Annotated in this window: 23 protein-coding genes; 12 read left to right on the top strand and 11 right to left on the bottom strand. The window is 69.3% G+C overall.

The annotated features are described in order from the left end of the window. Positions 1 to 18 precede the first annotated feature (18 nt). The 6 genes from VGU65_RS07835 to VGU65_RS07810 all read left to right on the top strand — a co-directional run bounded on the left by VGU65_RS07835 (position 19) and on the right by VGU65_RS07810 (position 4,637). Positions 19 to 807, top strand: coding sequence for a hypothetical protein (locus tag VGU65_RS07835; protein WP_327474398.1), 789 nt, complete (start codon positions 19 to 21; stop codon positions 805 to 807). Next, positions 804 to 1,136: a hypothetical protein gene (locus VGU65_RS07830; RefSeq protein WP_327474396.1), complete on the top strand. Its 333-nt coding sequence runs from the start codon at positions 804 to 806 to the stop codon at positions 1,134 to 1,136. The genes VGU65_RS07835 and VGU65_RS07830 overlap by 4 nt, the downstream gene beginning before the upstream one ends. Before the next feature lie 36 nt (positions 1,137 to 1,172). Then, the gene (locus VGU65_RS07825; protein WP_327474394.1) at positions 1,173 to 1,961 is read left to right on the top strand and encodes an SDR family oxidoreductase; all 789 of its coding nucleotides are present in this window, start codon (positions 1,173 to 1,175) and stop codon (positions 1,959 to 1,961) included. Between the two features lie 109 nt (positions 1,962 to 2,070). After that, a complete protein-coding gene (locus tag VGU65_RS07820; protein WP_327474392.1) occupies positions 2,071 to 3,537 on the top strand; it encodes an aldehyde dehydrogenase in 1,467 nt (488 codons plus the stop codon). A gap of 12 nt (positions 3,538 to 3,549) precedes the next feature. Continuing rightward, positions 3,550 to 4,218 (top strand): carbonate dehydratase, encoded by a 669-nt coding sequence (can, locus tag VGU65_RS07815; RefSeq protein WP_327474390.1) that lies wholly within the window; start codon positions 3,550 to 3,552, stop codon positions 4,216 to 4,218. Further along, on the top strand, positions 4,215 to 4,637 hold the full coding sequence (locus tag VGU65_RS07810) for a RidA family protein (protein ID WP_327474388.1): 423 nt from the start codon (positions 4,215 to 4,217) through the stop codon (positions 4,635 to 4,637). Before can ends, VGU65_RS07810 begins: the two co-directional genes overlap by 4 nt. Positions 4,638 to 4,709: 72 nt before the next feature. Here VGU65_RS07810 and VGU65_RS07805 read toward each other — a convergent pair whose 3' ends face one another. The 3 genes from VGU65_RS07805 to VGU65_RS07795 form a co-directional block, all read right to left on the bottom strand. Then, the gene (locus VGU65_RS07805) at positions 4,710 to 4,985 is read right to left on the bottom strand and encodes a hypothetical protein (RefSeq protein WP_327474386.1); all 276 of its coding nucleotides are present in this window, start codon (positions 4,983 to 4,985) and stop codon (positions 4,710 to 4,712) included. Positions 4,986 to 5,168: 183 nt separating this feature from the next. Continuing rightward, entirely contained in the window at positions 5,169 to 5,951 is a 783-nt protein-coding gene (gene hutG, locus VGU65_RS07800; RefSeq protein WP_327474384.1) for an N-formylglutamate deformylase, read from the bottom strand. A 125-nt stretch (positions 5,952 to 6,076) separates the two neighbouring features. Further along, on the bottom strand, positions 6,077 to 6,211 hold the full coding sequence (locus VGU65_RS07795) for a hypothetical protein (protein ID WP_327474382.1): 135 nt from the start codon (positions 6,209 to 6,211) through the stop codon (positions 6,077 to 6,079). 148 nt (positions 6,212 to 6,359) lie between these two features. On the opposite strand from VGU65_RS07795, the gene VGU65_RS07790 reads away from it, so the two are divergent. Together VGU65_RS07790 and VGU65_RS07785 are read left to right on the top strand one after the other, a co-directional pair. Continuing rightward, the gene (locus VGU65_RS07790) at positions 6,360 to 7,799 is read left to right on the top strand and encodes a hypothetical protein (RefSeq protein WP_327474380.1); all 1,440 of its coding nucleotides are present in this window, start codon (positions 6,360 to 6,362) and stop codon (positions 7,797 to 7,799) included. A gap of 71 nt (positions 7,800 to 7,870) precedes the next feature. Beyond that, positions 7,871 to 8,425 carry a C40 family peptidase gene (locus VGU65_RS07785; protein WP_327474378.1) on the top strand — a complete coding sequence of 185 codons (555 nt, stop codon included), beginning with the start codon at positions 7,871 to 7,873 and terminating at the stop codon, positions 8,423 to 8,425. Positions 8,426 to 8,565: 140 nt separating this feature from the next. On the opposite strand, the gene VGU65_RS07780 is transcribed toward VGU65_RS07785, so the two are convergent. Together VGU65_RS07780 and VGU65_RS07775 are read right to left on the bottom strand one after the other, a co-directional pair. After that, complete coding sequence (locus tag VGU65_RS07780) at positions 8,566 to 9,051, bottom strand: FKBP-type peptidyl-prolyl cis-trans isomerase (RefSeq protein ID WP_327474376.1); 486 nt, start codon at positions 9,049 to 9,051, stop codon at positions 8,566 to 8,568. A 35-nt stretch (positions 9,052 to 9,086) separates the two neighbouring features. After that, positions 9,087 to 10,316, bottom strand: a complete 1,230-nt coding sequence (locus VGU65_RS07775) for an MFS transporter (RefSeq protein ID WP_327474375.1) — start codon at positions 10,314 to 10,316, stop codon at positions 9,087 to 9,089. A 373-nt stretch (positions 10,317 to 10,689) separates the two neighbouring features. On the opposite strand from VGU65_RS07775, the gene VGU65_RS07770 reads away from it, so the two are divergent. Beyond that, positions 10,690 to 11,331, top strand: coding sequence for a class I SAM-dependent methyltransferase (locus tag VGU65_RS07770; RefSeq protein WP_327474374.1), 642 nt, complete (start codon positions 10,690 to 10,692; stop codon positions 11,329 to 11,331). A gap of 170 nt (positions 11,332 to 11,501) precedes the next feature. Then, on the top strand, positions 11,502 to 12,809 hold the full coding sequence (locus tag VGU65_RS07765; RefSeq protein WP_327474373.1) for a DEAD/DEAH box helicase: 1,308 nt from the start codon (positions 11,502 to 11,504) through the stop codon (positions 12,807 to 12,809). A gap of 37 nt (positions 12,810 to 12,846) precedes the next feature. Here VGU65_RS07765 and VGU65_RS07760 read toward each other — a convergent pair whose 3' ends face one another. After that, positions 12,847 to 13,395 carry a GNAT family N-acetyltransferase gene (locus VGU65_RS07760; protein WP_327474372.1) on the bottom strand — a complete coding sequence of 183 codons (549 nt, stop codon included), beginning with the start codon at positions 13,393 to 13,395 and terminating at the stop codon, positions 12,847 to 12,849. Next, positions 13,392 to 14,240, bottom strand: a complete 849-nt coding sequence (gene fghA / locus VGU65_RS07755) for an S-formylglutathione hydrolase (RefSeq protein ID WP_327474370.1) — start codon at positions 14,238 to 14,240, stop codon at positions 13,392 to 13,394. The genes VGU65_RS07760 and fghA overlap by 4 nt, the downstream gene beginning before the upstream one ends. 154 nt (positions 14,241 to 14,394) lie before the next feature. Between fghA and VGU65_RS07750 the strand changes: the two genes are divergently transcribed. Continuing rightward, the gene (locus VGU65_RS07750; protein ID WP_327474368.1) at positions 14,395 to 16,254 is read left to right on the top strand and encodes a DEAD/DEAH box helicase; all 1,860 of its coding nucleotides are present in this window, start codon (positions 14,395 to 14,397) and stop codon (positions 16,252 to 16,254) included. Between the two features lie 123 nt (positions 16,255 to 16,377). On the opposite strand, the gene cysN is transcribed toward VGU65_RS07750, so the two are convergent. After that, the gene (gene cysN, locus VGU65_RS07745) at positions 16,378 to 18,195 is read right to left on the bottom strand and encodes a sulfate adenylyltransferase subunit CysN (RefSeq protein WP_327474366.1); all 1,818 of its coding nucleotides are present in this window, start codon (positions 18,193 to 18,195) and stop codon (positions 16,378 to 16,380) included. 11 nt (positions 18,196 to 18,206) lie between these two features. Continuing rightward, positions 18,207 to 19,109, bottom strand: a complete 903-nt coding sequence (gene cysD / locus VGU65_RS07740) for a sulfate adenylyltransferase subunit CysD (RefSeq protein ID WP_327474364.1) — start codon at positions 19,107 to 19,109, stop codon at positions 18,207 to 18,209. Between the two features lie 324 nt (positions 19,110 to 19,433). On the opposite strand from cysD, the gene VGU65_RS07735 reads away from it, so the two are divergent. After that, positions 19,434 to 20,216, top strand: a complete 783-nt coding sequence (locus VGU65_RS07735; protein ID WP_327474362.1) for a dioxygenase family protein — start codon at positions 19,434 to 19,436, stop codon at positions 20,214 to 20,216. A 384-nt stretch (positions 20,217 to 20,600) separates the two neighbouring features. On the opposite strand, the gene VGU65_RS07730 is transcribed toward VGU65_RS07735, so the two are convergent. Both VGU65_RS07730 and ypfJ read right to left on the bottom strand, forming a co-directional pair. Continuing rightward, positions 20,601 to 20,987, bottom strand: a complete 387-nt coding sequence (locus tag VGU65_RS07730) for a YkgJ family cysteine cluster protein (RefSeq protein ID WP_327474360.1) — start codon at positions 20,985 to 20,987, stop codon at positions 20,601 to 20,603. A gap of 150 nt (positions 20,988 to 21,137) precedes the next feature. Beyond that, complete coding sequence (gene ypfJ, locus VGU65_RS07725) at positions 21,138 to 21,989, bottom strand: KPN_02809 family neutral zinc metallopeptidase (protein WP_327474358.1); 852 nt, start codon at positions 21,987 to 21,989, stop codon at positions 21,138 to 21,140. Positions 21,990 to 22,039 lie beyond the last annotated feature (50 nt).

Raw genomic sequence — 22,039 nt, 5'->3', positions numbered from 1 at the left:
TCCGTGGTCCCGTCCGCCATGCTCCGTTTCTCGCTGAAAACCCTGCTGGTCGCCCTCTCCCTCCTGCTGGGCGCCTGCCACAGCGTCAAGGTGCTGGTGCCGCCCAACCTGCGCGCGCCGACCGACACCAGCAACGCGCTGGAGCAGGCCAAGCAGCGCCTCGAACAGGCCACGCCCTGCTGCGGCAGCTTCGCGGACTTCTCCTACCAGACCCCGTTGCCCTGGCAGCCGAAGAAATTCGAGCTTGGCCCCGGCAGCATGGTCGCCAACCTCAATGGCGTACGCAGCTATTTCCTGGCGTTCCACCTGCCGACGGACGCGAAGCTGCCCTACAGCGTGGCGCTCAAGTCGGACTTGAACGGCCGCTGGCTCCACGCGAGCTATCTGTTCGCGCCCACCACGGTGTTGCTGGATGGGGCCTTCCAGCCGATCGATTCGCATGACGTGCAGCTGTGCGAGTACATGGGGTGGAGCAGCGCCACCACCGGCGCCTTCGGCTCGGTCAAGATCACCAGCGACAAGGCACGCTACCTGGTGATCTACAGCTCGGCCGACCAGCAGGCCGGCAACACCTACTGGGAACAGTCGCCGGCCACGTTCTCCGCCGAGGCGCCCGTGAAGATGGCGTCCAACGGCAGTTTCCGCATCCCGCACGGCCCGGACGGCACCATCTGGGTCGGCCTGATGAACGAGAGCTACCAGAAGGCGGTGGACAACGGGATCTGCGACAAGGCCCCGCAGGGCAAGGGCGTGCTCAACACCTTGCGCACCGCCCTGCCCACGCACTGGAGTGGAGGCGGTACGTGAACCTCCTGGTGATGCTGTACCTGCTGTTGCTCGCCGGCGGCATCGTCTGGTTCGTGCTGTATTACCTGGCGCAGTTCCGTATCGCCAGCCTGCTACGTACCCATCACCCGCAGCAGTGGAGGATCATCGCCGATCCGGAAGGCGGCCGGCCCAGCGCCATGCGCACCTGGATGCGCATGCAGCGCGTGCTGCGACTGACCCGCCCGCGCCTGCCCGAGCTGTTGCAGGACGCAGCGATCACCCGCTGGTTCCGGCTGTGGCGCCTCGCACCGTGGCTGGCCTGGGCCTGCTGGTTCGCGGCAGTGTTCCTGCAATGGAAGGCGCGCTGAAGCAGGCGGCCCTCGAACCCACCTGAGGAGAAACCGATGCGACTGGATCTGAGCGGCCGCCATGCACTGGTTTGCGGCGCATCGCAGGGCATCGGCCGGGCCAGCGCCATCGAACTGGCGGAACTTGGCGCCACCATCACCCTGCTCTCGCGTTCGCCCCAGCCGCTGGAGGAACTGGCCGGCCGCCTGCCGTGCCCCCGCGGCCAGGAACATCGCTGGCAGGCGGTGGACATGCTGGACACCACGCGGCTGCAGGGCGTCGTCACCGACATCGCCGCGGCCGAACCGGTGCACATCCTCATCAACAACACCGGCGGTCCGCCGGGGGGCCCGGCGCACACCGCCGACCCGGCCGCCTTCGAGGCCGCCTTCCGCCAGCACCTGATCGCCGGCCAGGCGATGGTGCAGGCCTTGTTGCCGGGCATGCGCCAGGCCAACTACGGACGCATCGTCAACGTCATTTCCACTTCGGTGAAGGAGCCGATCCCGAACCTGGGCGTCTCCAACACCGTGCGCGCTGCGGTGGCGGCCTGGGCCAAGACGCTCTCCGGCGAGCTGGCCGCCGATGGCATCACCGTCAACAACGTCCTGCCCGGCTACACGCGCACCGGGCGGCTGGACAGCCTGCTCGGTGCGCAAGCCGCCAGCAGCGGCCGCAGCGAGAACGACATCGCGCGCGACCTGATGGCGACCATTCCGGCACGCCGCTTCGGTGAACCGGCCGAAGTGGCGGCCGTGATCGCCTTCCTCTGCACGCCCGCTGCCGCCTATGTCAACGGCGTCAGCATCGCGGTCGACGGCGGCCGCACGCGCGCGTTGAGCTAACGCCGCCCATCGCGATGGCGGAGCCGCCTCGCGGCACCGAACTTCGATTCACGCCGGCATACGCCGGCGTCCGGTGCAATCGCCGGCCCCAGGTCGTAAGCTTGTACGGATGCCTTCCCTGCGCCTCGCCAATCTGATCGACGGTCGCCTGGTGGCTCCGCGCGCGGACCGCTGGCTCGAGGTGTACGAACCGGCCACCGGCGAGGTCTTCGCACATTGTCCCGATTCCGACCGCGAGGACGTGGACGATGCGGTGGCTGCCGCCCATCGTGCCGCCGCGACCTGGTCGCACACGCCGATCGAGCAGCGCGCAGGCCTGCTCGGGCGCCTCGCCGACCTCATCGAGCAGGACCTGGACGCTTTCGCCGCGCTCGAATCGCGCGACAGCGGCAAGCCGCTTGCGCTCGCGCGCAGCCTCGACATCCCGCGCGCGGTGAGCAACCTGCGCTATTTCGCCGCCGCCATCCAGGGCTGGGGCAGCGAGTCGCACGCGATGGCGCTCGGGTGGCCCGATGCCGGCGCGATCAACTACACCCTGCGCCAGCCGCTGGGCGTGGTCGGCTGCATCAGTCCGTGGAACCTGCCGCTGTACCTGTTCACCTGGAAGATCGCGCCGGCGCTCGCCGCCGGCAACGCGGTCGTGGCCAAGCCCTCCGAGGTCACCCCGTGCACCGCCGCGCGGCTGGCCGAGCTGAGCATCCAGGCCGGCTTTCCGCCGGGCGTGCTCAACATCGTGCTGGGCCGGGGCCTGGATGTCGGACAGCCGCTGGTCGAACACCCGCAGGTCAAGGCGATCTCCTTCACCGGCAGCACCGCCACCGGCACGGCCATCGCTGCGGCCGCGGCACCGCGGTTCAAGAAGGTGTCGCTGGAGATGGGTGGCAAGAACCCGGCGATCGTGTTTTCCGATGCCGATCTCTGCGACGCCAACCTCGATACCATCGTGCGCTCGGGCTTCGCCAACCAGGGCGAGATCTGCCTGTGCGGTTCGCGCCTGCTGGTGCAGCGATCGATCTATGAGCGCTTCCGCGGGCGCTACCTGGAGCGTGTGCAGCGGCTGGTGGTCGGCGACCCCGACCAGCCGTCGACCCAGCTCGGCGCTCTGGTCTCCCGGCCCCACTTCGACAAGGTCATGGGCTGTATCGCCCAGGCCCGCGCCGACGGTGCGACCGTGCTGTGCGGCGGCGAGGCGGTGCACCTTTCCGGCCGCTGCGCCAACGGCTGGTTCGTCGCGCCCACCGTGCTCGAGGGACTGCCCAACGCCGCGCCCACCAATCAGACCGAGATCTTCGGCCCGGTGGTAAGCCTGATCCCGTTCACGGACGAGGACGAGGCCGTGGCACTGGCCAACGCCAGCGCCTACGGCCTGGCCGCCTCACTGTGGACGCAGGATCTCTCCCGCGCTCACCGGGTCGCTGCCGCGCTCGACTTCGGCATCGTCTGGACCAACTGCTGGCTGCTGCGCGATCTGCGCACGCCGTTCGGCGGCGTGAAGCAGTCGGGCCTGGGCCGCGAGGGCGGCACCGAGGCGCTGGCCTTCTTCACCGAGCCGAAAAACATTTGTATCCGCTACTGAACTGGAACCGCCATGCCGCACACCCTGAAAGAGCTGCTCGCCAACAACCGCCGCTGGGCCGCCAACGTTACCGCCGCCGACCCGCACTTCTTCGAGCAGCTGTCGCGGCAGCAGGCGCCCAAGTACCTATGGATCGGCTGCTCCGACTCGCGCGTGCCGGCCACGCAGATCGTCGACCTCCCGCCGGGCGAGATCTTCGTCCATCGCAACGTGGCCAACGTGGTGGTGCACACCGACCTCAACGCGCTCAGCACGATCCAGTTCGCGGTGGACGTGCTCAAGGTCGAGCACATCCTGGTGGTGGGCCACTACGGCTGCGGCGGCGTGGGCGCGGTCCTGCGCGAGGACAAGCTCGGCCTGATCGACAACTGGCTGCGCCACGTGAAGGACGTGGCGTTCAAGCACGAAGACGCGCTGCGCGCGAACGTGCCCTTTGCGGCGCGCCACGACCGCCTGTGCGAGCTCAACGCCATCGAGCAGGCGCTCAACGTATGCGGCACCAGCATCGTGCGGGACGCCTGGGAACGCGGCCAGAAGCTGGCCGTGCACGCCTGGGTGTACGGCCTCACCGACGGCCACATGCACGACCTGGGGCTGGTGGTCACCGGCCGCGACGACATCGGCGACGCCTACCGCCGTGCGCTCGACGGGATGGCCGAACGCTGGCAGGCGCAGGCATGAGCGGAGGCATCCGCACCGACGCCGCGCCCGCGCCGGTAGGTGCGTACCCGCACGCGCGCCGCGTGGGCAACCTGCTGTTCCTCTCCGGCGTGGGCCCGCGCGAACCGGGCAGCGACAAGGTGCCGGGAAACGTCTACGACCACGACGGCAGCCTGGCCGCCTACGACATCGAGGCGCAGTGCCGCCAGGTGTTCGCCAACGTGCGCGCGGTACTCGAGGCCAGCGGCGCCCGCTGGGAAGACCTGGTCGACGTGACGGTGTTCCTCACCGACATGGCGCGCGATTTCCCGGTCTACAACAGGATCTATGCCGAGTACTTCGCCGGCGTGGACGCCTGCCGCACCACGCTGGGAATCAGCGCGCTGCCGACTCCCATCGCGATCGAACTCAAGTGCGTGGCGGCCCTGGCCGGCGCCTGAAGAAAAGGGCGCCTGGAGAAAAGAAAGCCCCGCCAGCTGGCTGGCGGGGCCGAAGGATCAGGCCGGATCTTCCTACTTGGCGCCGGAGCCCGTATCGGCCGCCTTCTTGGCCTTGTGAGAGTGATGATGGTGATGATGATGGTGGTGCCCCATCGTCTTCTTGGGGGCCGGAGCCGTGGTCGACGCGTCCTTGGTCGCGGGGGTGGCGCTCTGCTCGGTCTTGGTCGCAGGAGTGGCGCTCTGCTCGGTCTTGGTCGCTGCTGCCTTTGGGGCAGTGTCCTGGGCCAGCACAACACCGGAAAGAGCCACACCCGCCACGAGCAGGGAAGCGATCACAAGCTTGCGCATGATGGAAAACCTCGCTGGGAACGCCGCGGACCCGGCCGGAACCCGGCACCACGGGCGGCGCGGCGAAACGACGATGTGCCTGCGGCGAGATATGGCAACTGAATAACCGGGCCGTCGGACCTACGTGCCTGCCATCGGGCTCTTGACTTGACGAACGCCGCCGCTTTCGCGCAGAAACTTGCGTCAGTCCAGGCAGGCGCGCAGCAGCGGCTCGATCGCCCGGCGCAGTTGCGTGGCCTTTGCCTCATCCCAGGCAAAACTCGTCTCGTCCATGTAATTGCACTGCGCAAGCTCCAGCTGTACGGCTTCGATCCCGACGTCAGGACGTCCGTAGTGGCGCGTGATGTAGCCGCCCTTGAACCGGCCGTCGACCACGAAGCTGTATGCTTCCTGCCCATCGAGCACCGACTGCAGGCGCCGCCGCAGCGCAGGCGAGCAGCTGGCGCCGTCGGCCGTGCCCAGGTTCAGATCGGGTAGGCGTCCGTCGAACAGCATGGGCACCATGCTGCGGATCGAGTGGCCCTCCCACAGCACCACGCGGCCGTGCTGCGCCTTCAGTCTCGCAAGTTCCTGCTGGAGCGCCTCGTGGTAAGGCCGCCAATAACCGTTCACGCGGCGTTGAACTTCAGCCGCATCCGGCTCGCCGTCCGCCGCCAGATAAAGTGGTTCCCCATCGAAGCCGATGGTCGGGACCAGTCCGGTTTCGCGCCGGCCCGGATACAGCGCGTGGCCGTCGGCCGGGCGGTTGAGGTCGATCACGTAGCGCGAGGCCAGCGGGCGCAGCACGCTCGCGCCCAGCGCCTGCGCGAGCGGCTCGTAAAGTCGGGCCACGTGCCAATCGGTATCACGCGAGCGCCGCGCCGACGGCCGCACGCGCGCGGCGATCTCATCGGGGATGTGGCTGCCGTCGTGCGGCAGGCTGATCAGCAGGGGTGCGACACCGGCTTCGAGGCGATAGATGTCCATCCATGCAGTGTAGCGGCTAGCGCATCAGCAACAGTTCCTCCGACAAGGTCGGATGGATCGCCCCACCGGCGCAGCGCAGCTCGCGGCGCGTAAGCCCTTTGAGCATGGCCAACGGCTAAGCCGCATCACTGCGGAAAGAGCGTGACCGGCGTACGCAGCAGGCAGGCGAATTTCACCGCCATGTAGCTGCCGCCGACGATGCCGATCGAGCGCGGGGCGGCACGCGAAGCGGGACGGGCCGCCGGGCCGATCCAGCGCACGCTTACCTCGTCCAGGCGCGGCGCGCAGCGCTGGCGGATGCCCCTCGATGTAGCGCTCGCGCAGGCCGCGGAAACGGGCGTGAATGGCCCTTGCCCGGATGGTGGCCAAAATCTAGTCTGGCCCGGGGCAGCCCGGGAGAGTCGTTGCATGAGGTCACGCCGTTTCGTCGCCATGGCCTGCGTCCTGGCTGCCGCGTCGCTGCACGCCGCCGCGGCCGGCAAGGTCTCCACCGGGCAACTGTTCGAGGCCATGCGCAACCCGAACGAGCTGGGGCGCTACTGCTATCTGCTGCAGACCTTGCCCCAGCTGGCACCGGCCGATGCGATGGTCGCGCGTCAGTACCTGGCCTTCAGCGAGAGCGAGCTTGGCCTCTATGGCGAAGCCGTACGGGATTTCCCATTGAAGTCACGCCTGCCGGACGACATCGCGGCGCCCACGCCGCCCAACTGGGAAGCCACCGATGCGGTCGAGGCCATTGCCGGCCTCGCCGCGTCGCACCGGGTGGTGATGGTCAACGAGGCGCACCACGATGCGCACACCCGACTGCTCACGCTCGAACTGCTGCCCCGCCTGCGCGCGATCGGCTACACCCATCTGGCGATCGAAGCGCTGGTCGAGGACGGCGACAGCCTGCGCAAGCGCGGCTACCCGGTGGCGGCCAGCGGCACCGAATACCTGCGCGAGCCGGTGTACGGCCAGATCGTGCGCGAAGCCCTGCGCCTTGGCTACGTACTGGTTCCCTACGATCCGGCACAAAGCAGCCCGCAGGAACGCGAGCAGTCGCAGGCCCGCACACTCTACGAAAAGGTGCTGTCCGGCGATCCGCAGGCGAAGCTGCTGGTGCATGCCGGATACGCCCACATCGACAAGGCGCCCGGGCGCCTGGGACCGGTCCAGCCGATGGCCGAACGCCTGCACCGGCTCTCCGGCCTGGACATCCTCAGCGTCGATATGACCGACGTACACGAGGACGAGCCCTACAACGAGCTGCAGGCATCCCGTGCGGTGGTCAACGCCGTGCGCAACGACGAGGCGCTGCGCGGCAAGCCTGAAACCTTGCTTACCCCGACCAGGGACTCGCGCCGCCCGCTGCGCGACGCCTACAACCAGATCGTGGCGCAGTTCCATCCACGCGGACCGATCGTGCTGCGCAATGCGGGGGACGGCAGCTTGTGGAGCGCCCGGCCGCGGCTGTACGACGTCAACGTGATCCTGCCGCCGGCCAGCGACCGGATCAGCTCCTATGCGCGCGACCGGGTGGTATCGATCAATGTTGGCGGCGGGTCCGTCGTCGCCTTGCCGCCGGCCGCCGACGGCCACCGCCCGGGTTGGATGACACTGGACGGGCGGCGCGTGCCCGTGGCGATAGGCCCCGAGATCTGCGGCCAGCGATTCCCCTGCCTGGTCGAGGCCCGCCTGGCTGCCGAATCCGACGATGCCGTGGCGGCGGACCGCTACGTCTTCCTGGAGCGCGGCCCGGCCAATGTGCTGTGGCTGCAACCGGGCGCGTACCGCGTGCGCGGCGTCGGCCCCGAGGGGAAAGTGCTGAGCGAGCGGGCATTGCAGGTCGCGGCGAGGGCGAACTAAGCCACTGTCTCAGCAACTTGACGCAAGCCATTGATTGGCTAAGCTCAAGAAAAACAAAAGCCGAGGTCGCCATGACTGCCGCCGCCCGCCTTCGCGCCAGGACGCCCGTGCGCCTCGTGGCGATCGCGGCAACCCTGCTGCTCGCTGCCTGTGCCAGCCACCCGCGCCGGCCGGAACCCACCTTCCGCGAGTCGCATTCCTCGCTGGCGAACCTGCCCGCACGCGCGCCCTCGGCGGCCAGCGCAGCCACCGCCAACGACGTGCTGTTCCGTGCGATCGCGCTGGTCGGCACGCCTTACCACTGGGGCGGCAACACGCCCGAAGGCGGCTTCGACTGCAGCGGCCTGGTCGACTACATCTACCGCCAGGCAGCGGACATCCTGCTGCCACACGCCTCGCGCGAGATGGCGCGCGTGGACGGCCGCAAGGTCAAGCGCATGACCGACCTTGCCAGCGGCGATCTGGTGTTCTTCGACATTGGCGGCGCCATCAGCCACGTCGGCGTGTACGTGGGCAAGGGGCGCTTCGTGCACGCGCCCAACAGCGGCGGCACGGTGCGCATGGACGACATCGACGGGCCTTACTGGCGCGACCACTTCGCGTTCGGCAAGCGGCTACTGGATTAAAGAGAAAAGCTGAACGCCGCGGGATGGGCTCCTCGACCTTCTACCCGCAGTAGAGGGCCAAAAGCGGGCTGGGGAGAGGGGGCAAAGAAAACGGCGCCCAAGGGCGCCGCTTTGGTTATCGTCCTGAAACCCTGGACGCTTCAGTGCGCTTCCTGGCCCGGCGGATGCGCGTGCCCGTGCTTGATCTCGTCCTCGGTGGCGTCGCGCACTTCCTCGATCGCCACGTCGAAGTGCAGCGTCTTGCCGGCCATCGGATGATTGACGTCCACGTCGACGGTGCTCATGCCGACCTTGTGCACGGTAACCGCGCGGTGGCCGCCTTCCTTGAGCGCCAGCACCGTGGTCATGCCGGGCTTGAGCCTGGCCGCCTGCTGGAAGTACTTCTTCGGCACGCGCTGGATGCGGCCCTCCTCGCGCTCGCCGTAACCCTCGGCCGGCGCGATGTCCACGGCCAGCGTCTCGCCCGCCTCGTGACCGTCCAGCGCCTTCTCCAGGCCGCTGATGAGCTGCCCGTGGCCGAGCAGGATCCACAACGGCTCGCCGTTGTCGCGCGAGCTCTCCACCTTCTCGCCGTCCACCGTGAGCGTGTAGTGGAACGCGATGACCTTGTCCTTGCCTGCCTTCATTGCCTGTCTCGCTGGGTGCAAAGACCGCGATTCTATCAGTCCCGTGCCCGGCCAAAGCCCACGCCGCGCGCTTCGGGCCCGAGCCAGGCCAGCAGCGCCAGCAGCACCGCCACCACCGCGATCCAGGTCGACATGGCGAAGGCGAAGTCGCCGCCGTGCGCCCTGGCGATCCATGCCTGCGCGGTGGCCGTTACGGCGGCCAGCAGGTTGCCGGCCTGGTAGGCGAAGCCCGGCAGCGTGCCGCGCACGTGATCGGGCGAAAGCTCGTTGAGGTGCGTGGGCACCACGCCCCAGGCGCCCTGCACCATCACCTGGATCAGGAACGCCCCGGCGCCGTAGAGCACCAGCGTGCCGCCGTACATCCACAACGGGATCACCGGTATCGACAGCAGTGCGGCGATCACGATCGCCCGCCGCCGGCCGATGCGCTCGGACAGCGCGCCGAAGAACAGCCCGCCGAACAGCGCGCCCAGGTTCAACAGCGCCACCAGCACGAAGGCCGCGGCCGACCCTGTCGGCAGGTGCAGGTCCACCTCCTCGAAGGTGTGGTAGAGATCCTGCGAGCCGTGACTGAACATGTTGAACGCGGTCATCAGCAGCATCAGGTAGAACGCCAGCTTCCAGTGACCGCGCATGGCCTCGCGCACGCCGCGCCGTGGCGCATGCCCTTGCTGCTGCCACACCGGCGACTCGGGCACCTTGCGACGGATGTACAGCACCAGCAAAGCCGGCGCCGCGCCGACCACGAACAAGCCGCGCCAGCCGACGTGGTCGATCAGCAGCCAGTTGGCCAGCGCGGCCAGGAAGAAGCCGCAGGGATAGCCGCTCTGCAGCAGGCCCGAGACGATGCCGCGCGCCTTCGGCGGAATCGATTCCATGGCGAGCGAGGCGCCGATGCCCCATTCGCCGCCCATCGCGATGCCGAACAGGAAACGCAGCGCCAGCAGCATGGCGAGCGAGGTGGAAAAAGCGGTCGCCAGTTCGAACAGCGAGAACAGCACCACGTCCAGCATCAGGATCGGCCGGCGCCCGTAGCGGTCGGCCAGCCGCCCGAAGACCAGCGCGCCCAGCGGGCGCGCCGCGAGCGTGAGCAGCAGCGCGAGAGTCACCTGGGCCTTGTCCACGCCGAACTCGCGCGCCACACCGACGATCACGAAGGTCAGCAGGAAATAGTCGAAGGCGTCCAGCGTCCAGCCCAGGAAACTGGCCAGCACCGTGTGGCGCTGGTCGCGGTCCAGCTCACGCAACGTGGACACAACACTCATGCAGCGGCTCCCGGCATCGACCAGCGATCGTCAGGCTAGCATGCACTCCCGTGGGGACTGCCGCCCACATGCTGCGCGGCAGGATGGCCGCTTGCCCCGACGCCCATCGTCGTACCTGGCGCGTCGCCGCCGGGGAAAACGTGGCCTCTACAGCAAGCAAGGCGCGTCGCGCATGCGGGGCCCGCGTCCCGGCCTGCGCATGCATCCCCTGCACATCCATACGCTGGCAGCCGCCTATACTGGCGTCCCGTCCTCGGAGCAAGAGCATGCTGCGATCGTTCCTTCGACGTATGGCCCGCACTCCGGCGCCTGCGGCCACCCGGCCAAGGCCCTCGCCTTGACGGTGCGGCCAGGCTATCGCCTGGAGCGGTCGATGCGGGCCACGCTGACCGCCCGCTTCCCCCATTTCAACCAGCGCCAGTACGTGCGCGGCAAGCTGGCCGGCGATCCGGTCTACGCGGCGGTGGCGCGGCTGTTGCAGGAATCCTCGCCCTTCCCGCTGCTGGACGTGGGGTGCGGCATGGGGCTGCTGGGCCATTACCTGCACGGTTGCGGCGTGCTGCGCGGCTACGTCGGCATCGACCACGACGAGCGCAAGATCGCCGCGGGCCGGCAGGCGGCCGCATCGATCGAGGATGCGCTGGACCTGCGCTGCGCGGACGTCGCCGACCTGCCCGCCTTCCGCGGGCACGTCTGCCTGCTGGACGTGCTGCACTACCTGCCGGCCGACCGTCAGCCCGTGCTGCTCACCCAGCTCGCCGGCCACGTCGCGCCCGGCGCGCAACTGATGATCCGCAACGTGCTGCGCGAGAAGCACTGGCGTTTCCACGCCACCGTACTGGAGGAGCACGTGCTGCATGCCGCCGGCTGGATGCGCGTGGGAGCCGACCACTATCCGACCGCGCGGGAGATCACCGAGCCGCTCGAGCAGGCCGGCCTCACCACCACGCTCTCGCCGTTGTGGGGTCGCACGCCGTTCAACAGCTATCTGATCGTCGCGCAACGGCCTCGCTGAGCGACCACCAATCATGCCGCCGCGGCAAAGCCCCACAGCCGTGCCCGGGAGCGAACCGTACGCATGCTATACTGCGCGCACGGCTTCCTGCCGTTGCGGCACTTGCCGCCCCTTCCCATCTATCGCAACGCGGTTCTGACAGACGCTCCGGGTTGCACAGGAGTGTTCTCATGTCTTTCGAATCGCTGGGCCTAGCGCCCGCGTTGCTGCGCGCGCTCGTCGAGCAGGGCTACACGCAGCCCACCCCGATCCAGGCCGGCGCCATCCCGCTGGTGCTGGAAGGTCACGACCTGCTGGCCGCCGCGCAGACCGGCACCGGCAAGACCGCCGCCTTCGCGCTGCCGCTGCTGCAGCACCTCTCCACTGCCGGTGCCACGCAGACCCGCCGCCCGCGCGCGCTGGTGCTGACCCCGACCCGCGAGCTGGCCGCCCAGGTGCACGACAACCTGCGCGACTACGGCAAGCACCTGCGCGTCTCCAGCACCACGATCTTCGGCGGCGTCGGGATGGGGCCGCAGATGCAGGCGCTGCGCCGCGGCGTGGACGTGGTGATCGCCACTCCCGGCCGTCTGATCGACCACATGCAGCAGCGTTCGGTGGACCTGTCCGGCGTCGAGGTGCTGGTGCTGGACGAGGCCGACCGCATGCTGGACATGGGCTTCCTGCCGGCGATCAAGCGCATCCTCACCGCGCTGCCCAAGCAGCGCCAGACGCTGCTGTTCTCGGCCACCTTCGCCGAGCCGATCAAGGCGCTGGCCATGCAATTCATGCGCTCGCCGCGCGAGGTCTCGGTGACGCCGCCCAATACCGTGGCGACCACCGTGAGCCATCACGTGCACCCGGTCGACGTCGCGCGCAAGCGCGACCTGCTGCTGCACGTGCTCTCGCAGGACAGCCGCCGCCAGAGCCTGGTGTTCAGCCGCACCAAGCACGGCGCCGACAAGCTGGTGAAGTTCCTGGAGGCCTCCGGCCTGCGCGCCGCGGCGATCCACGGCAACAAGAGCCAGAACGCACGCACCAAGGCGCTGGGCGACTTCAAGAACGGCCGCGTCACCGTGCTGGTGGCTACCGACATCGCCGCCCGCGGCATCGACATCGACCAGTTGCCCATGGTGATCAACCACGACCTGCCGATGGTGGCGGAGGACTACGTGCATCGCATCGGCCGCACCGGTCGAGCCGGCTCCGAAGGCATGGCGGTATCGCTGGTCAGCCACGATGAATCGGGCCTGCTGCGCGACATCCGCAAGCTGCTCAAGCAGGAGATCGCGATCACCGACGTGCCCGGCTTCGAGCCGTCCGCCCCGCTGCGGCTGGACGCCGGTGCGCCCCGCCCGGTGCAGGGCCAGCGCCAGCAGCGCCCGACACGCCCGCAGGCGCATCGCCAGCAGCACGGCGCCCAGTCGCACGCCGGCGAGCGTCCCGCCGAAGGCAACCGCAAGCGCCAGCGGCGCCGCCGGCCGGCAGCCAAGGCCTGAGCCATGTGCGGACCGGCGCTTGCGCCGGTCCGCAGTCTCAATCGGCGCGCAGCTTCGCCGTGAGCACATGGTCCTCCCACACGCCGGCGATCTTGAGGTGCCTCGGCGCGTAGCCTTCGCGCTGGAAACCCAGGCCCGCCAGCAGCCGCGCGCTGCGAGCGTTGCGCGGCATGTAGTTGGCCATCACCCGGTGCAGGCCCAGCTCGCCGAAGGCCCAGGCCAGGGCTGCGCCCAGCGCCTCGGCCATCAGGCCTTTTCCCTGCTCGCGTGCATCGATGCTGTAGCCCAGGTGGCACGCTTGAAAGGCGCCACGCACCACATTGGCGAAGTTGAAACAGGCCAGCAGCCTGGTTTCGTCCGGCGCCAGCACGGCAAACGGGTAACCCTGGTCCGCACGCGCCAGTGCGTGGGCTTCACCGATGCGGGCAAGGCACGCTTCCAGGGTGAAGTACGCCTCCTCGCGCAAGGGTTCCCACGGCGCCAGGTGCGTCCGGTTCCGGCAGCGATACTCGAGCAGCCGCGACGCATCGCCCGCCTCGAACGGACGGATGAGCGCGCGCGGCGTATGCAGGCATGCCCCGTTCACGCCAGCCCCAGCGCACGCGCGTGATGGCGCAGGTGATCGTCGATGAAGCTGCTGACGAACCAGTAGCTGTGGTCGTAGCCGGCCTGCCGTCGCAATAGCAGCGGCTGCCCGGCTTCGGCGCAGGCCTGCTCGAACAGCTCCGGACGCAATTGCTCGATCAGGAAGCGATCCGCCTCTCCCTGGTCGATCAGGATCGTGCCGGGAAACGGCTGCCGGCAGACCAGCGCACAGGCGTCGTAGTCCACCCACGCCGCACGATCGTCGCCCAGGTAGCGTGCGAACGCCTTGTGTCCCCAAGGCACTTGCGAAGGCGCCACGATGGGCGCGAAGGCGGACACCGAGCGGTAGCGCTGCGGGAAGGCCAGCGCCAGGGTGAGCGCGCCATGGCTGCCCATCGAGTGGCCGCACACGCCCGCGCGGGTGGTGTCGACCGCGAACCGCCCGGCCAGCAAGGCGGGCAGCTCGTCGGCCACGTAGCTGCGCATGCGGAAGCGCGACGTCCATGGCGCCTGCGTCGCATCCAGGTAGAAGCCCGCGCCTTCGCCGAACTCCCAGTCGCCGGTGGCGCCCTCGTAGGCGGTGTCGCGCGGGCTGGTGTCGGGCATCACCAAGGCCAGGCCCAGCTCGGCGGCCAGGCGCTGCGCGCCGGCCTTGATGGCGGCCGTCTCTTCGGTACAGGTCAGTCCGGCGAGGAAGTACAGCACCGGGCAGCGCCGGTGTGCCGCCTGCGGTGGCAAGTACAGCGCAAAGCGCATCGGTCCGCCGCAGGCCTGCGAGTCGTGCCGGTAGAAACCCTGCATGCCGCCGTGGCAACGCTGTTCGGAGATCGTCTCGACCATGGCCACGCACCGGCTCCCATCCACCCAAGCGGCCGATCATAACCACGAGCTGCCCACGCATCGTGTACCCGGCGCCGACGCCGCAACGGCGAGGCTGCTAGAATGCCGCGCCCGCGCGGTGCCGTCTCTCGTTCGCCGCCGCCCAGATCCTGAGGTTCCCATGTCATCCCCCGTTCCAGGTCACACGCCGGCCGAGCCCGATCCGGCGCCGGCCGGTTTTGCCGCGCTCGCGCTGCGTCCCGAAGTCCAGCAGGCGCTCGCCGACGTCGGCTATGAATCCCCCTCCCCGATCCAGGCGGCGACCATCCCGTCGCTGCTGGAAGGCCGCGACGTGCTCGGCCAGGCCCAGACCGGCACCGGCAAGACCGCCGCGTTCGCGCTGCCGATCCTCTCGCGCATCGAGGCGAAGCCCGGCAAGCCGCAGGCGCTGGTGCTGGCGCCCACGCGCGAGCTGGCCATCCAGGTAGCCGAAGCGTTCCAGCGCTACGCCGCGCACATCGGCGGCTTCCAGGTACTGCCGATCTACGGCGGGCAGAGCTACGGCCCGCAGCTGCACGCGCTGCGCCGCGGCGTGCACGTCGTGGTGGGCACGCCCGGCCGGGTGATAGACCACCTGGACAAGGGCACGCTGGATCTTTCCGACCTCAAGTACCTGGTGCTCGACGAGGCCGACGAGATGCTGCGCATGGGCTTCATCGACGACGTCGAGAAGGTGCTCGAAGCCACGCCGCCGCAGCGCCAGGTCGCGCTGTTCTCGGCCACCATGCCCGCGCCGATCCGCAAGATCGCCCAGGCGCACCTGAAGGATCCGGTCGAGGTCACGATCAAGGCCAAGACCACCACCGCCGCCAACATTCGCCAGCGCTACTGGTTCGTCAGCGGCATGCACAAGCTCGATGCGCTGACCCGCATCCTGGAGGCCGAGCCGTTCGACGCGATGATCGTCTTCGCGCGCACCAAGCAGGCCACCGAGGAACTGGCCGAGAAGCTCACCGCGCGCGGCCTGGCCGCAGCGGCGATCAACGGCGACATCGCCCAGCCGCAGCGCGAGCGGGTGATCCAGCAGCTCAAGGACGGCAAGCTCGACATCCTGGTCGCCACCGACGTGGCCGCGCGCGGCCTGGACGTCGAGCGCATCAGCCACGTGTTCAACTACGACATCCCCTACGACACCGAGAGCTACGTCCACCGCATCGGCCGCACCGGCCGCGCGGGGCGCAGCGGCGAAGCGATCCTCTTTGTTACCCCGCGGGAAAAGGGCATGCTGCGCGCGATCGAGCGCGCCACCCGCCAGCCGATCGAAGAGATGAAGCTGCCTACAGTCGAGGCGGTGAACGACGTGCGCATCGCGCGCTTCAAGCAGCGCATCAGCGATACCCTCGCGCAGGATGACCTGGGTCAGTTCCAGCAGCTCATCGAGCAATACGAGCAGGAGCACGACGTGCCGGCGATCGAGATCGCCGCGGCTCTGGCGCGCCTGGCCCAGGGCGACCGCCCGCTCCTGCTGACCCCGCCGCCCAAGCGCGAATACGAGCGCCGCGAGCACGCGCCCCGCGAGAACGAGCGCCGCGACCACGCACCCCGCGAAGCGCGCGAGCACGACGGCGAGCGGCACGAGCGCAAGCCCCGCGAAGCACGGGAGCCTCGCAGTTTCGATGGCCGCCCGCCGCGTCCGCACAATGCACCGGAGCCCGGCAAGCGCACCTACCGCATCGAGGTCGGCCACGAGCATGGCGTCAAGCCGGGCAACATCGTCGGCGCGATCGCCAACGAGGCCGGCCTGGAGAGCCAGTTCATCGGCCGCGTCAGCATCCGCGGCGACTACAGCCTGATCGACCTGCCCGAAGGCATGCCCAAGGAGGTGTTCGAGCATCTCAAGAAGGTCTGGGTCAGCCAGCAGCAGCTGCGCATCAGCGAGTGGGACGGCGCCGAGGAACAGGCGGGCGCGGCGCCTCCGCGTCGGCCGCGGCCGGAAGGATTCAAGCCACGGGCAGGCGGCAAGCCGCCACGGCGGAAGTAGCCGGTCGGCCGCCGCAGGCCTACGACTGCGGCCTGCGGCCTGCGCTCAGGCGGACGCTCCCAGGGGCTCGTTCGCGCTGGGCGCAGCCTGCCCTGCAAGCGCAGTCGAAGCGACGCCGGGTGCCTACCCCAAGCGCCCCTGCAGATACGCCAGCACCTGCTCGGCCAGCTGCTCCGCGCGCTGGCCTTCGGCATGCAGGTGCAGTTCCGGCGCAGCCGGCCGCTCGTAGGGCGAATCGATGCCGGTGAAGTTGCTGATCTGCCCGGCCCGCGCCTTGGCGTAGAGGCCCTTCGGGTCGCGCTGCTCGCACTCGGCCAGCGGCGTGTCCACGAACACCTCGACGAACTCGCCGTCGGCGAAACGTCCGCGCGCGAACTCGCGCTCGCCGGCGAACGGCGAGATCACGCACACCAGCACCACCAGCCCGGCGTCGACCATCAGCTGCGCCACCTCGGCCACGCGGCGTACGTTCTCCACGCGCGCCTCGGCGGTGAAGCCCAGATCCACATTGAGCCCCAGGCGCAGGTTGTCGCCGTCCAGCAGGTAGGTGTGATAGCCCTGCGCGGCCAGGCGACGCTCGACCAGGTTGGCGATGGTCGACTTGCCCGCGCCGGAGAGGCCGGTGAACCACAGGCACAGCGGGTGCTGGCCCTTGGCCAGCGCACGGGTGGCCTTGTCCACGTCGGTGTGCTGCCAGTGGATGTTCGCCGCACGGTGCAGCGCGAAGTCGAGCATGCCGCAGGCGACCGTCGCGTTGCTCTGGCGGTCGATCAGGATGAAGCCGCCCAGCGTGCGGTTGTCGGCGTAGCGCTCGAACGCCACCGGACGGTCCAGGTCGATGTTGCAATAGCCGACCTCGTTGAGTTCCAGCCGCCGCGCCGCCAGCGGCGCCTGCGTGTTGACGTCGACTTTGTGCTTGATCGCGGTCACGCGCGCGTTGACCGTCGCGGTACCCAGGCGCAGCAGGTAGCTGCGGTTGGGCAGCAGCGGCGCGTCGCCGAACCAGACCAGGTGGCATCCGAACTGGTCGGCCACCGGCACCGGCTGCGCCGCGGCGGCGATCACGTCGCCGCGGCTGATGTCGAGCTCGCGGTCCAGGCACAGCGTGACCGCCTGCCCGCTGGTGGCCTCCGTCAGGTCGCCGGACGGGCCGACGATGCGTTCGATCTGCGCACCCTGGCCACCGGGCAGCACCAGCACCTGGTCACCGATCGCCACGCGCCCGCCGCAGACCGTGCCGGCGTAGCCGCGGAAATGCTGGTCGGGCCGGTTGACCCACTGCACCGGCAAGCGGAACTGCGGCGGCGGCGGCGCCTCCGCATCCAGCGTCTCCAGCAGCTCGATCAGGCTGGGCCCCTGGTACCAGGGCATGCGGCCGGAGCGCAGACCCACGTTGTCGCCGTCCGTCGACACCACCGGCAAAGCGTTCACCGACTCGATGCCCAACGAAGCGGCCAGCGCGCGATAGGGCTCGACGATGGACGCGTAGATGTCCGCATCCAGCCCGACCAGGTCCATCTTGTTCACCGCCAGAATCACCCGGCGGATGCCCAGCAGCGCGCAGATGTAGGTGTGCCGGCGCGTCTGCGGCAGGAGCCCCTTGCGTGCGTCGACCAGCACCACCGCCAGGTCTACCTGCGACGCCCCGGTGGCCATGTTGCGCGTGTACTGCTCGTGGCCGGGGCAGTCGCCCACGATGAAACTGCGCCGCGCAGTGTGGAAGTAGCGCCAGGCCACGTCGATGGTGATGCCCTGCTCGCGCTCGGCGTCCAGCCCATCGGTGACCAGGGCGAAATCCAGCGCATCGCCGCCGCGCTTGCGGCTGTCGCGACGCAGCGCGTCGAGCTGGTCGTCGGCGAGCATGCCGGCGTCGTACAGCAGGCGGCCCAGCAGCGTGCTCTTGCCGTCGTCCACGCTGCCGCAGGTTATGAAGCGAAGCATGCCGGCGGCCATCAGAAATAGCCCTCCTGCTTCTTCTTCTCCATCGAACTGGCGCCGTCGTGGTCGATGATGCGGCCCTGTCGCTCGGAACTGCGCGAGGCACGCATCTCCTCGATGATCGCGTCCAGCGTATCGGCCCGCGAATCGATCGCGCCGGTGAGCGGATAGCAGCCGAGCGTGCGGAAGCGCACGCGCCGCTGCTCGATGCGCTCGCCTTCGCGCAGCACGAAGCGTTCGTCGTCGACCATGATCAGGGCGCCGTCGCGCATCACTACCGGGCGTTCCTTGGCGAAGTACAGCGGCACCACCTCGATCTTCTCGCGGCGGATGTATTCCCACACGTCCAGCTCGGTCCAGTTGGACAGCGGGAACACGCGCACGCTCTCCCCTTCCCGGATGCGCGTGTTCCACGCCTGCCAGAGCTCGGGACGCTGCTGCTTGGGATCCCATCGGTGCTGCGCGCTGCGGAAGGAGAACACGCGTTCCTTGGCGCGCGACTTCTCCTCGTCCCGGCGTGCGCCGCCGATGGCCGCGTCGAACTTGTACTTGTCCAGCGCCTGCTTGAGGCCCTGCGTCTTCATCACGTCGGTGTGCACCGCCGAGCCGTGGGTCAGCGGCGAGATGCCCTGACGCACGCCGTCCTGGTTGACGTGCACCAGCATCTGCACGTCGCCCTCGGCCGCCACCCGGTCGCGGAAGGCGATCATCTCGCGGAACTTCCAGGTGGTGTCCACGTGCAGCAGCGGCAATGGCGGCCGCGCCGGCCGGCTGGCCTTGCGCAGCAGGTGCAGCAGCACGGTGGAGTCCTTGCCGATGGAATACAGCATCACCGGGCGACGGAAACAGGCGAACACTTCACGCAGGATCTGGATGCTTTCCGCTTCCAGATCGTCGAGATGGGACAAGCCTTGCATGGACAGACGCGTTCCTGGCCCGCGGGCGCGGGTGAAATGCGCACGCTAGCAGACTTGCGCCAGCCGGGCGTACTGCGGCAGATCCGAACCCGCGACCCGCCTGCCCTGGACGTATCATGCGCATTCCATCCAGCGAGACCCCGCATGCCTCCCTCCGGGCGCCGGCCCGAGCATCCGACCTGACGGCCCGCACCGCAGGCCTGCCGCCCGAAATTGCGCCGGCTGGAGGCGCCGGCCAGGGCGATCCGCGATGGGGCGCTGGCCGCAGCCCCGTAACCGCGCCACGCGCCACCGTCGCAGCACAGCCAGTCCAGGAGCACCGGCATGGTCACCCTTCCCAGCCTCTATATCTCCCACGGTTCGCCGATGACGGCGCTGCAACCGGGCCTGGTGCAAGAGCGCCTGTCCGCACTGGCGGCGACACTGCCGCGACCGCGGGCCATCGTGATCGCCACGGCGCACTGGCTTTCCGCCCAGCCGCAGGTCGGCGGCGCGCAGGCGCCGGAGACGGTGCACGATTTCTTCGGCTTTCCACCGGCGCTCTACGAGATCCGCTACCCGGCGCCGGGCGCCCCCACGCTGGCCGCGCGGGTGCTGGAACTGATGTCCCAGGCCGGCCTGGCCGCGACGCTCGACTCACGGCACGGGCTGGACCACGGCGCCTGGGTGCCGTTGCGCCTGCTCTACCCGGAGGCCGACATTCCCGTGGTGCCGATCTCGATCCAGCACGCGCAAGGTCCCGCGCATCATCTGGCCGTGGGCCGTGCGCTGGCGCCGCTGCGCGAGGGGGGCGTGCTGGTGATCGGCTCGGGCAGCATCACCCACAACCTGGGCGACCTGCGGATGGGCTACGGCGCCGAGCGTGAGGCGCCCTACGTGCGCCCGTTCATCGACTGGGTGGAGCAGCGCCTGGCTGCCGGCGACGTGGCGGCGCTGCTCGACTACCGCCGCCAGGCGCCGTTCGCCCAGCGCGCCCACCCGACCGACGAGCATTTGCTGCCGCTGTTCGTGGCGCTGGGCGCCGCGGGGGAGGATGCGCACGCCCAGCGCATCGATGCCGGCGTCGACCACGGCATCCTGGCGATGGACATCTACCGCTTCGGCTGAAGCCGGGCAGCCGTTGACCCGCGCGGACGGCTCTTGCCAGCCGGCGCGGCACCGGGCCACCAGGGAAGGAACGATGCTCAAGCGCGAACTGGCGGGACTGGTGCTCTTCGGCGGGCTGATGCTCTGGCGCTGGCGCCAACGATCCGCCCGAGTTCTGCCGCGAGATCAGCACTGCGCACGGCTATGCCTTGGCTGAGCCACCCGCGACAGGCATGTCCGCTCCGGATCTTTGCCCGACCAAAGTTGCGTCGCGTTCGACGCCCGCGTGATGGTGGATGGGCGCGAGGGAGATTTCGTCCTCTACGCTCCCAACAGCTTCATTGCCTCCTCGCGCCAGGCTTGCGGCTCACTACCGCGACGCCGGCGCGCGCCGAAGCTCGCCGGTCAGCCGCTCTGCGGCAGCGGCGGCGAATCGTCGTTAGAGGGATCGAGCCAGTCCTCGGGCGTCAGCGGCTCCAGTCCGTGGGCGATGCGCCCCTTGTCGCACTGCGGGCTGTGCCGGCCGAACTCCCAGGACGGTTCCACTTCGCGGCACACCGAGGGCTTGATCGGGTGGATGCCGCAGTAGGCCGCCTCGCCGATGGTGCCCTTGAGCGCGATGCAGCGCGGCTGCTTGGACTGCGTGCCGCGCATGACGACGCGGTGCGGGTCGAGCTTCTCGGTGAGCTCGGCCGGCACCGTGCCGCTCAGGGAGGGGTCGGTCTCGGACCAATGGAAGGCGATGCGGAAAAAGGCGCAGCAGGCGCCGCAACGCAGGCAGGGATGAACCATGGGGAGGCAAGACAGGGCGCACCCCGAGGCGCGCAGCTCGCGGATTCTAGGGCGCGCCGCAGGCAGGTGGAAGATGCGCAACGGCCGCAGCCACGGAGCGCTATCAGGCGTATCGGGCAGCCACGACAATGCGACAGGCCGAACGGGCCGTCACAGCGCCCCGGCGAACGTGTCGCAACTGGACACCTGCCCGCTCTGCAACCCGGCCTTGAACCACTTAACCCGCTGCGCCGAGGTGCCGTGGGTGAACGAATCGGGCACCACGGCGCCCTGCGTCTGGCGCTGCAGCGTGTCGTCGCCGATCTGGCTGGCGGCGTTCAGCGCCTCCTCCACGTCGCCCGGCTGCAGCCAGTGCAGGCGCTGCTCGCTGCGGTTGGCCCACACGCCGGCGAAGCAGTCGGCCTGCAGTTCCTGGCGGACCGACAGGCCATCGGCGCCCTCCATCGGCGCGCCCTGCTCGCGCGCCTGCCGGACCTGGTCGAACACACTCAGTTGCTTCTGCACGTGATGGCCCACCTCGTGCGCGATCACGTAGGCACGGGCAAAGTCGCCCGCCGCGCCGAAGCGGTCCTTCAGTTCCTGGAAGAAGGAAAGGTCCAGATAGATCTTTTCGTCGCCCGGGCAATAGAACGGCCCGACTGCGGTGGACGCGAGGCCGCATGCGGTCCGCACGCCGCCGCTGAACAGGTCCAGCTTGGGGTCCGCGTACTGGCGGCCGTTGGCGGCGAAGAGATCGCCCCAGGTCTTCTCGGTGGAACCCAGGATCGCGCTGACGAAGTCGCGCTGCTGCGGGTCGACCTGGGCCACCTGCCCGGTGGGCGCGCCCTGGCCGGCCTGCCCGCCCTGCTCCAGCAGCGCGGTCGGATCCTTGAAGAACACCCAGCCCAGGATCGCCAGCACGATCAGGCCGCCCAGGCCCAGTCCGCGCCCGCCGCCGAAGCCGCCGCCGCGGCCACTGTCGATTTCCACGTTCTGGCTGCGCTCGCCCTTCTGCCAATCCATGCCATACGCCTCGCCATGCGCCGCAGCGCGACGGCCCGAGCATACCCACC

This window comes from Frateuria sp. (assembly GCF_035943815.1).
Lineage (GTDB): Bacteria > Pseudomonadota > Gammaproteobacteria > Xanthomonadales > Rhodanobacteraceae > Frateuria_A.
This window is presented reverse-complemented; position numbering and strand designations above follow the sequence as displayed.

What these genes read in the sequence shown, in the direction of transcription:
- cysN (WP_327474366.1), bottom strand. Translation starts at nt 18,195, where the DNA reads ATGCTTCGCTTCATAACCTGCGGCAGCGTGGACGACGGCAAGAGCACG.
- VGU65_RS07785 (WP_327474378.1), top strand. Translation starts at nt 7,871, where the DNA reads ATGACTGCCGCCGCCCGCCTTCGCGCCAGGACGCCCGTGCGCCTCGTG.
- VGU65_RS07770 (WP_327474374.1), top strand. Translation starts at nt 10,690, where the DNA reads ATGCGGGCCACGCTGACCGCCCGCTTCCCCCATTTCAACCAGCGCCAG.
- VGU65_RS07835 (WP_327474398.1), top strand. Translation starts at nt 19, where the DNA reads ATGCTCCGTTTCTCGCTGAAAACCCTGCTGGTCGCCCTCTCCCTCCTG.
- VGU65_RS07790 (WP_327474380.1), top strand. Translation starts at nt 6,360, where the DNA reads ATGAGGTCACGCCGTTTCGTCGCCATGGCCTGCGTCCTGGCTGCCGCG.
- VGU65_RS07805 (WP_327474386.1), bottom strand. Translation starts at nt 4,985, where the DNA reads ATGCGCAAGCTTGTGATCGCTTCCCTGCTCGTGGCGGGTGTGGCTCTT.
- hutG (WP_327474384.1), bottom strand. Translation starts at nt 5,951, where the DNA reads ATGGACATCTATCGCCTCGAAGCCGGTGTCGCACCCCTGCTGATCAGC.
- VGU65_RS07730 (WP_327474360.1), bottom strand. Translation starts at nt 20,987, where the DNA reads ATGGTTCATCCCTGCCTGCGTTGCGGCGCCTGCTGCGCCTTTTTCCGC.
- can (WP_327474390.1), top strand. Translation starts at nt 3,550, where the DNA reads ATGCCGCACACCCTGAAAGAGCTGCTCGCCAACAACCGCCGCTGGGCC.
- VGU65_RS07780 (WP_327474376.1), bottom strand. Translation starts at nt 9,051, where the DNA reads ATGAAGGCAGGCAAGGACAAGGTCATCGCGTTCCACTACACGCTCACG.
- VGU65_RS07765 (WP_327474373.1), top strand. Translation starts at nt 11,502, where the DNA reads ATGTCTTTCGAATCGCTGGGCCTAGCGCCCGCGTTGCTGCGCGCGCTC.
- VGU65_RS07820 (WP_327474392.1), top strand. Translation starts at nt 2,071, where the DNA reads ATGCCTTCCCTGCGCCTCGCCAATCTGATCGACGGTCGCCTGGTGGCT.
- ypfJ (WP_327474358.1), bottom strand. Translation starts at nt 21,989, where the DNA reads ATGGATTGGCAGAAGGGCGAGCGCAGCCAGAACGTGGAAATCGACAGT.
- VGU65_RS07825 (WP_327474394.1), top strand. Translation starts at nt 1,173, where the DNA reads ATGCGACTGGATCTGAGCGGCCGCCATGCACTGGTTTGCGGCGCATCG.
- VGU65_RS07810 (WP_327474388.1), top strand. Translation starts at nt 4,215, where the DNA reads ATGAGCGGAGGCATCCGCACCGACGCCGCGCCCGCGCCGGTAGGTGCG.
- VGU65_RS07750 (WP_327474368.1), top strand. Translation starts at nt 14,395, where the DNA reads ATGTCATCCCCCGTTCCAGGTCACACGCCGGCCGAGCCCGATCCGGCG.
- VGU65_RS07775 (WP_327474375.1), bottom strand. Translation starts at nt 10,316, where the DNA reads ATGAGTGTTGTGTCCACGTTGCGTGAGCTGGACCGCGACCAGCGCCAC.
- cysD (WP_327474364.1), bottom strand. Translation starts at nt 19,109, where the DNA reads ATGCAAGGCTTGTCCCATCTCGACGATCTGGAAGCGGAAAGCATCCAG.
- VGU65_RS07735 (WP_327474362.1), top strand. Translation starts at nt 19,434, where the DNA reads ATGGTCACCCTTCCCAGCCTCTATATCTCCCACGGTTCGCCGATGACG.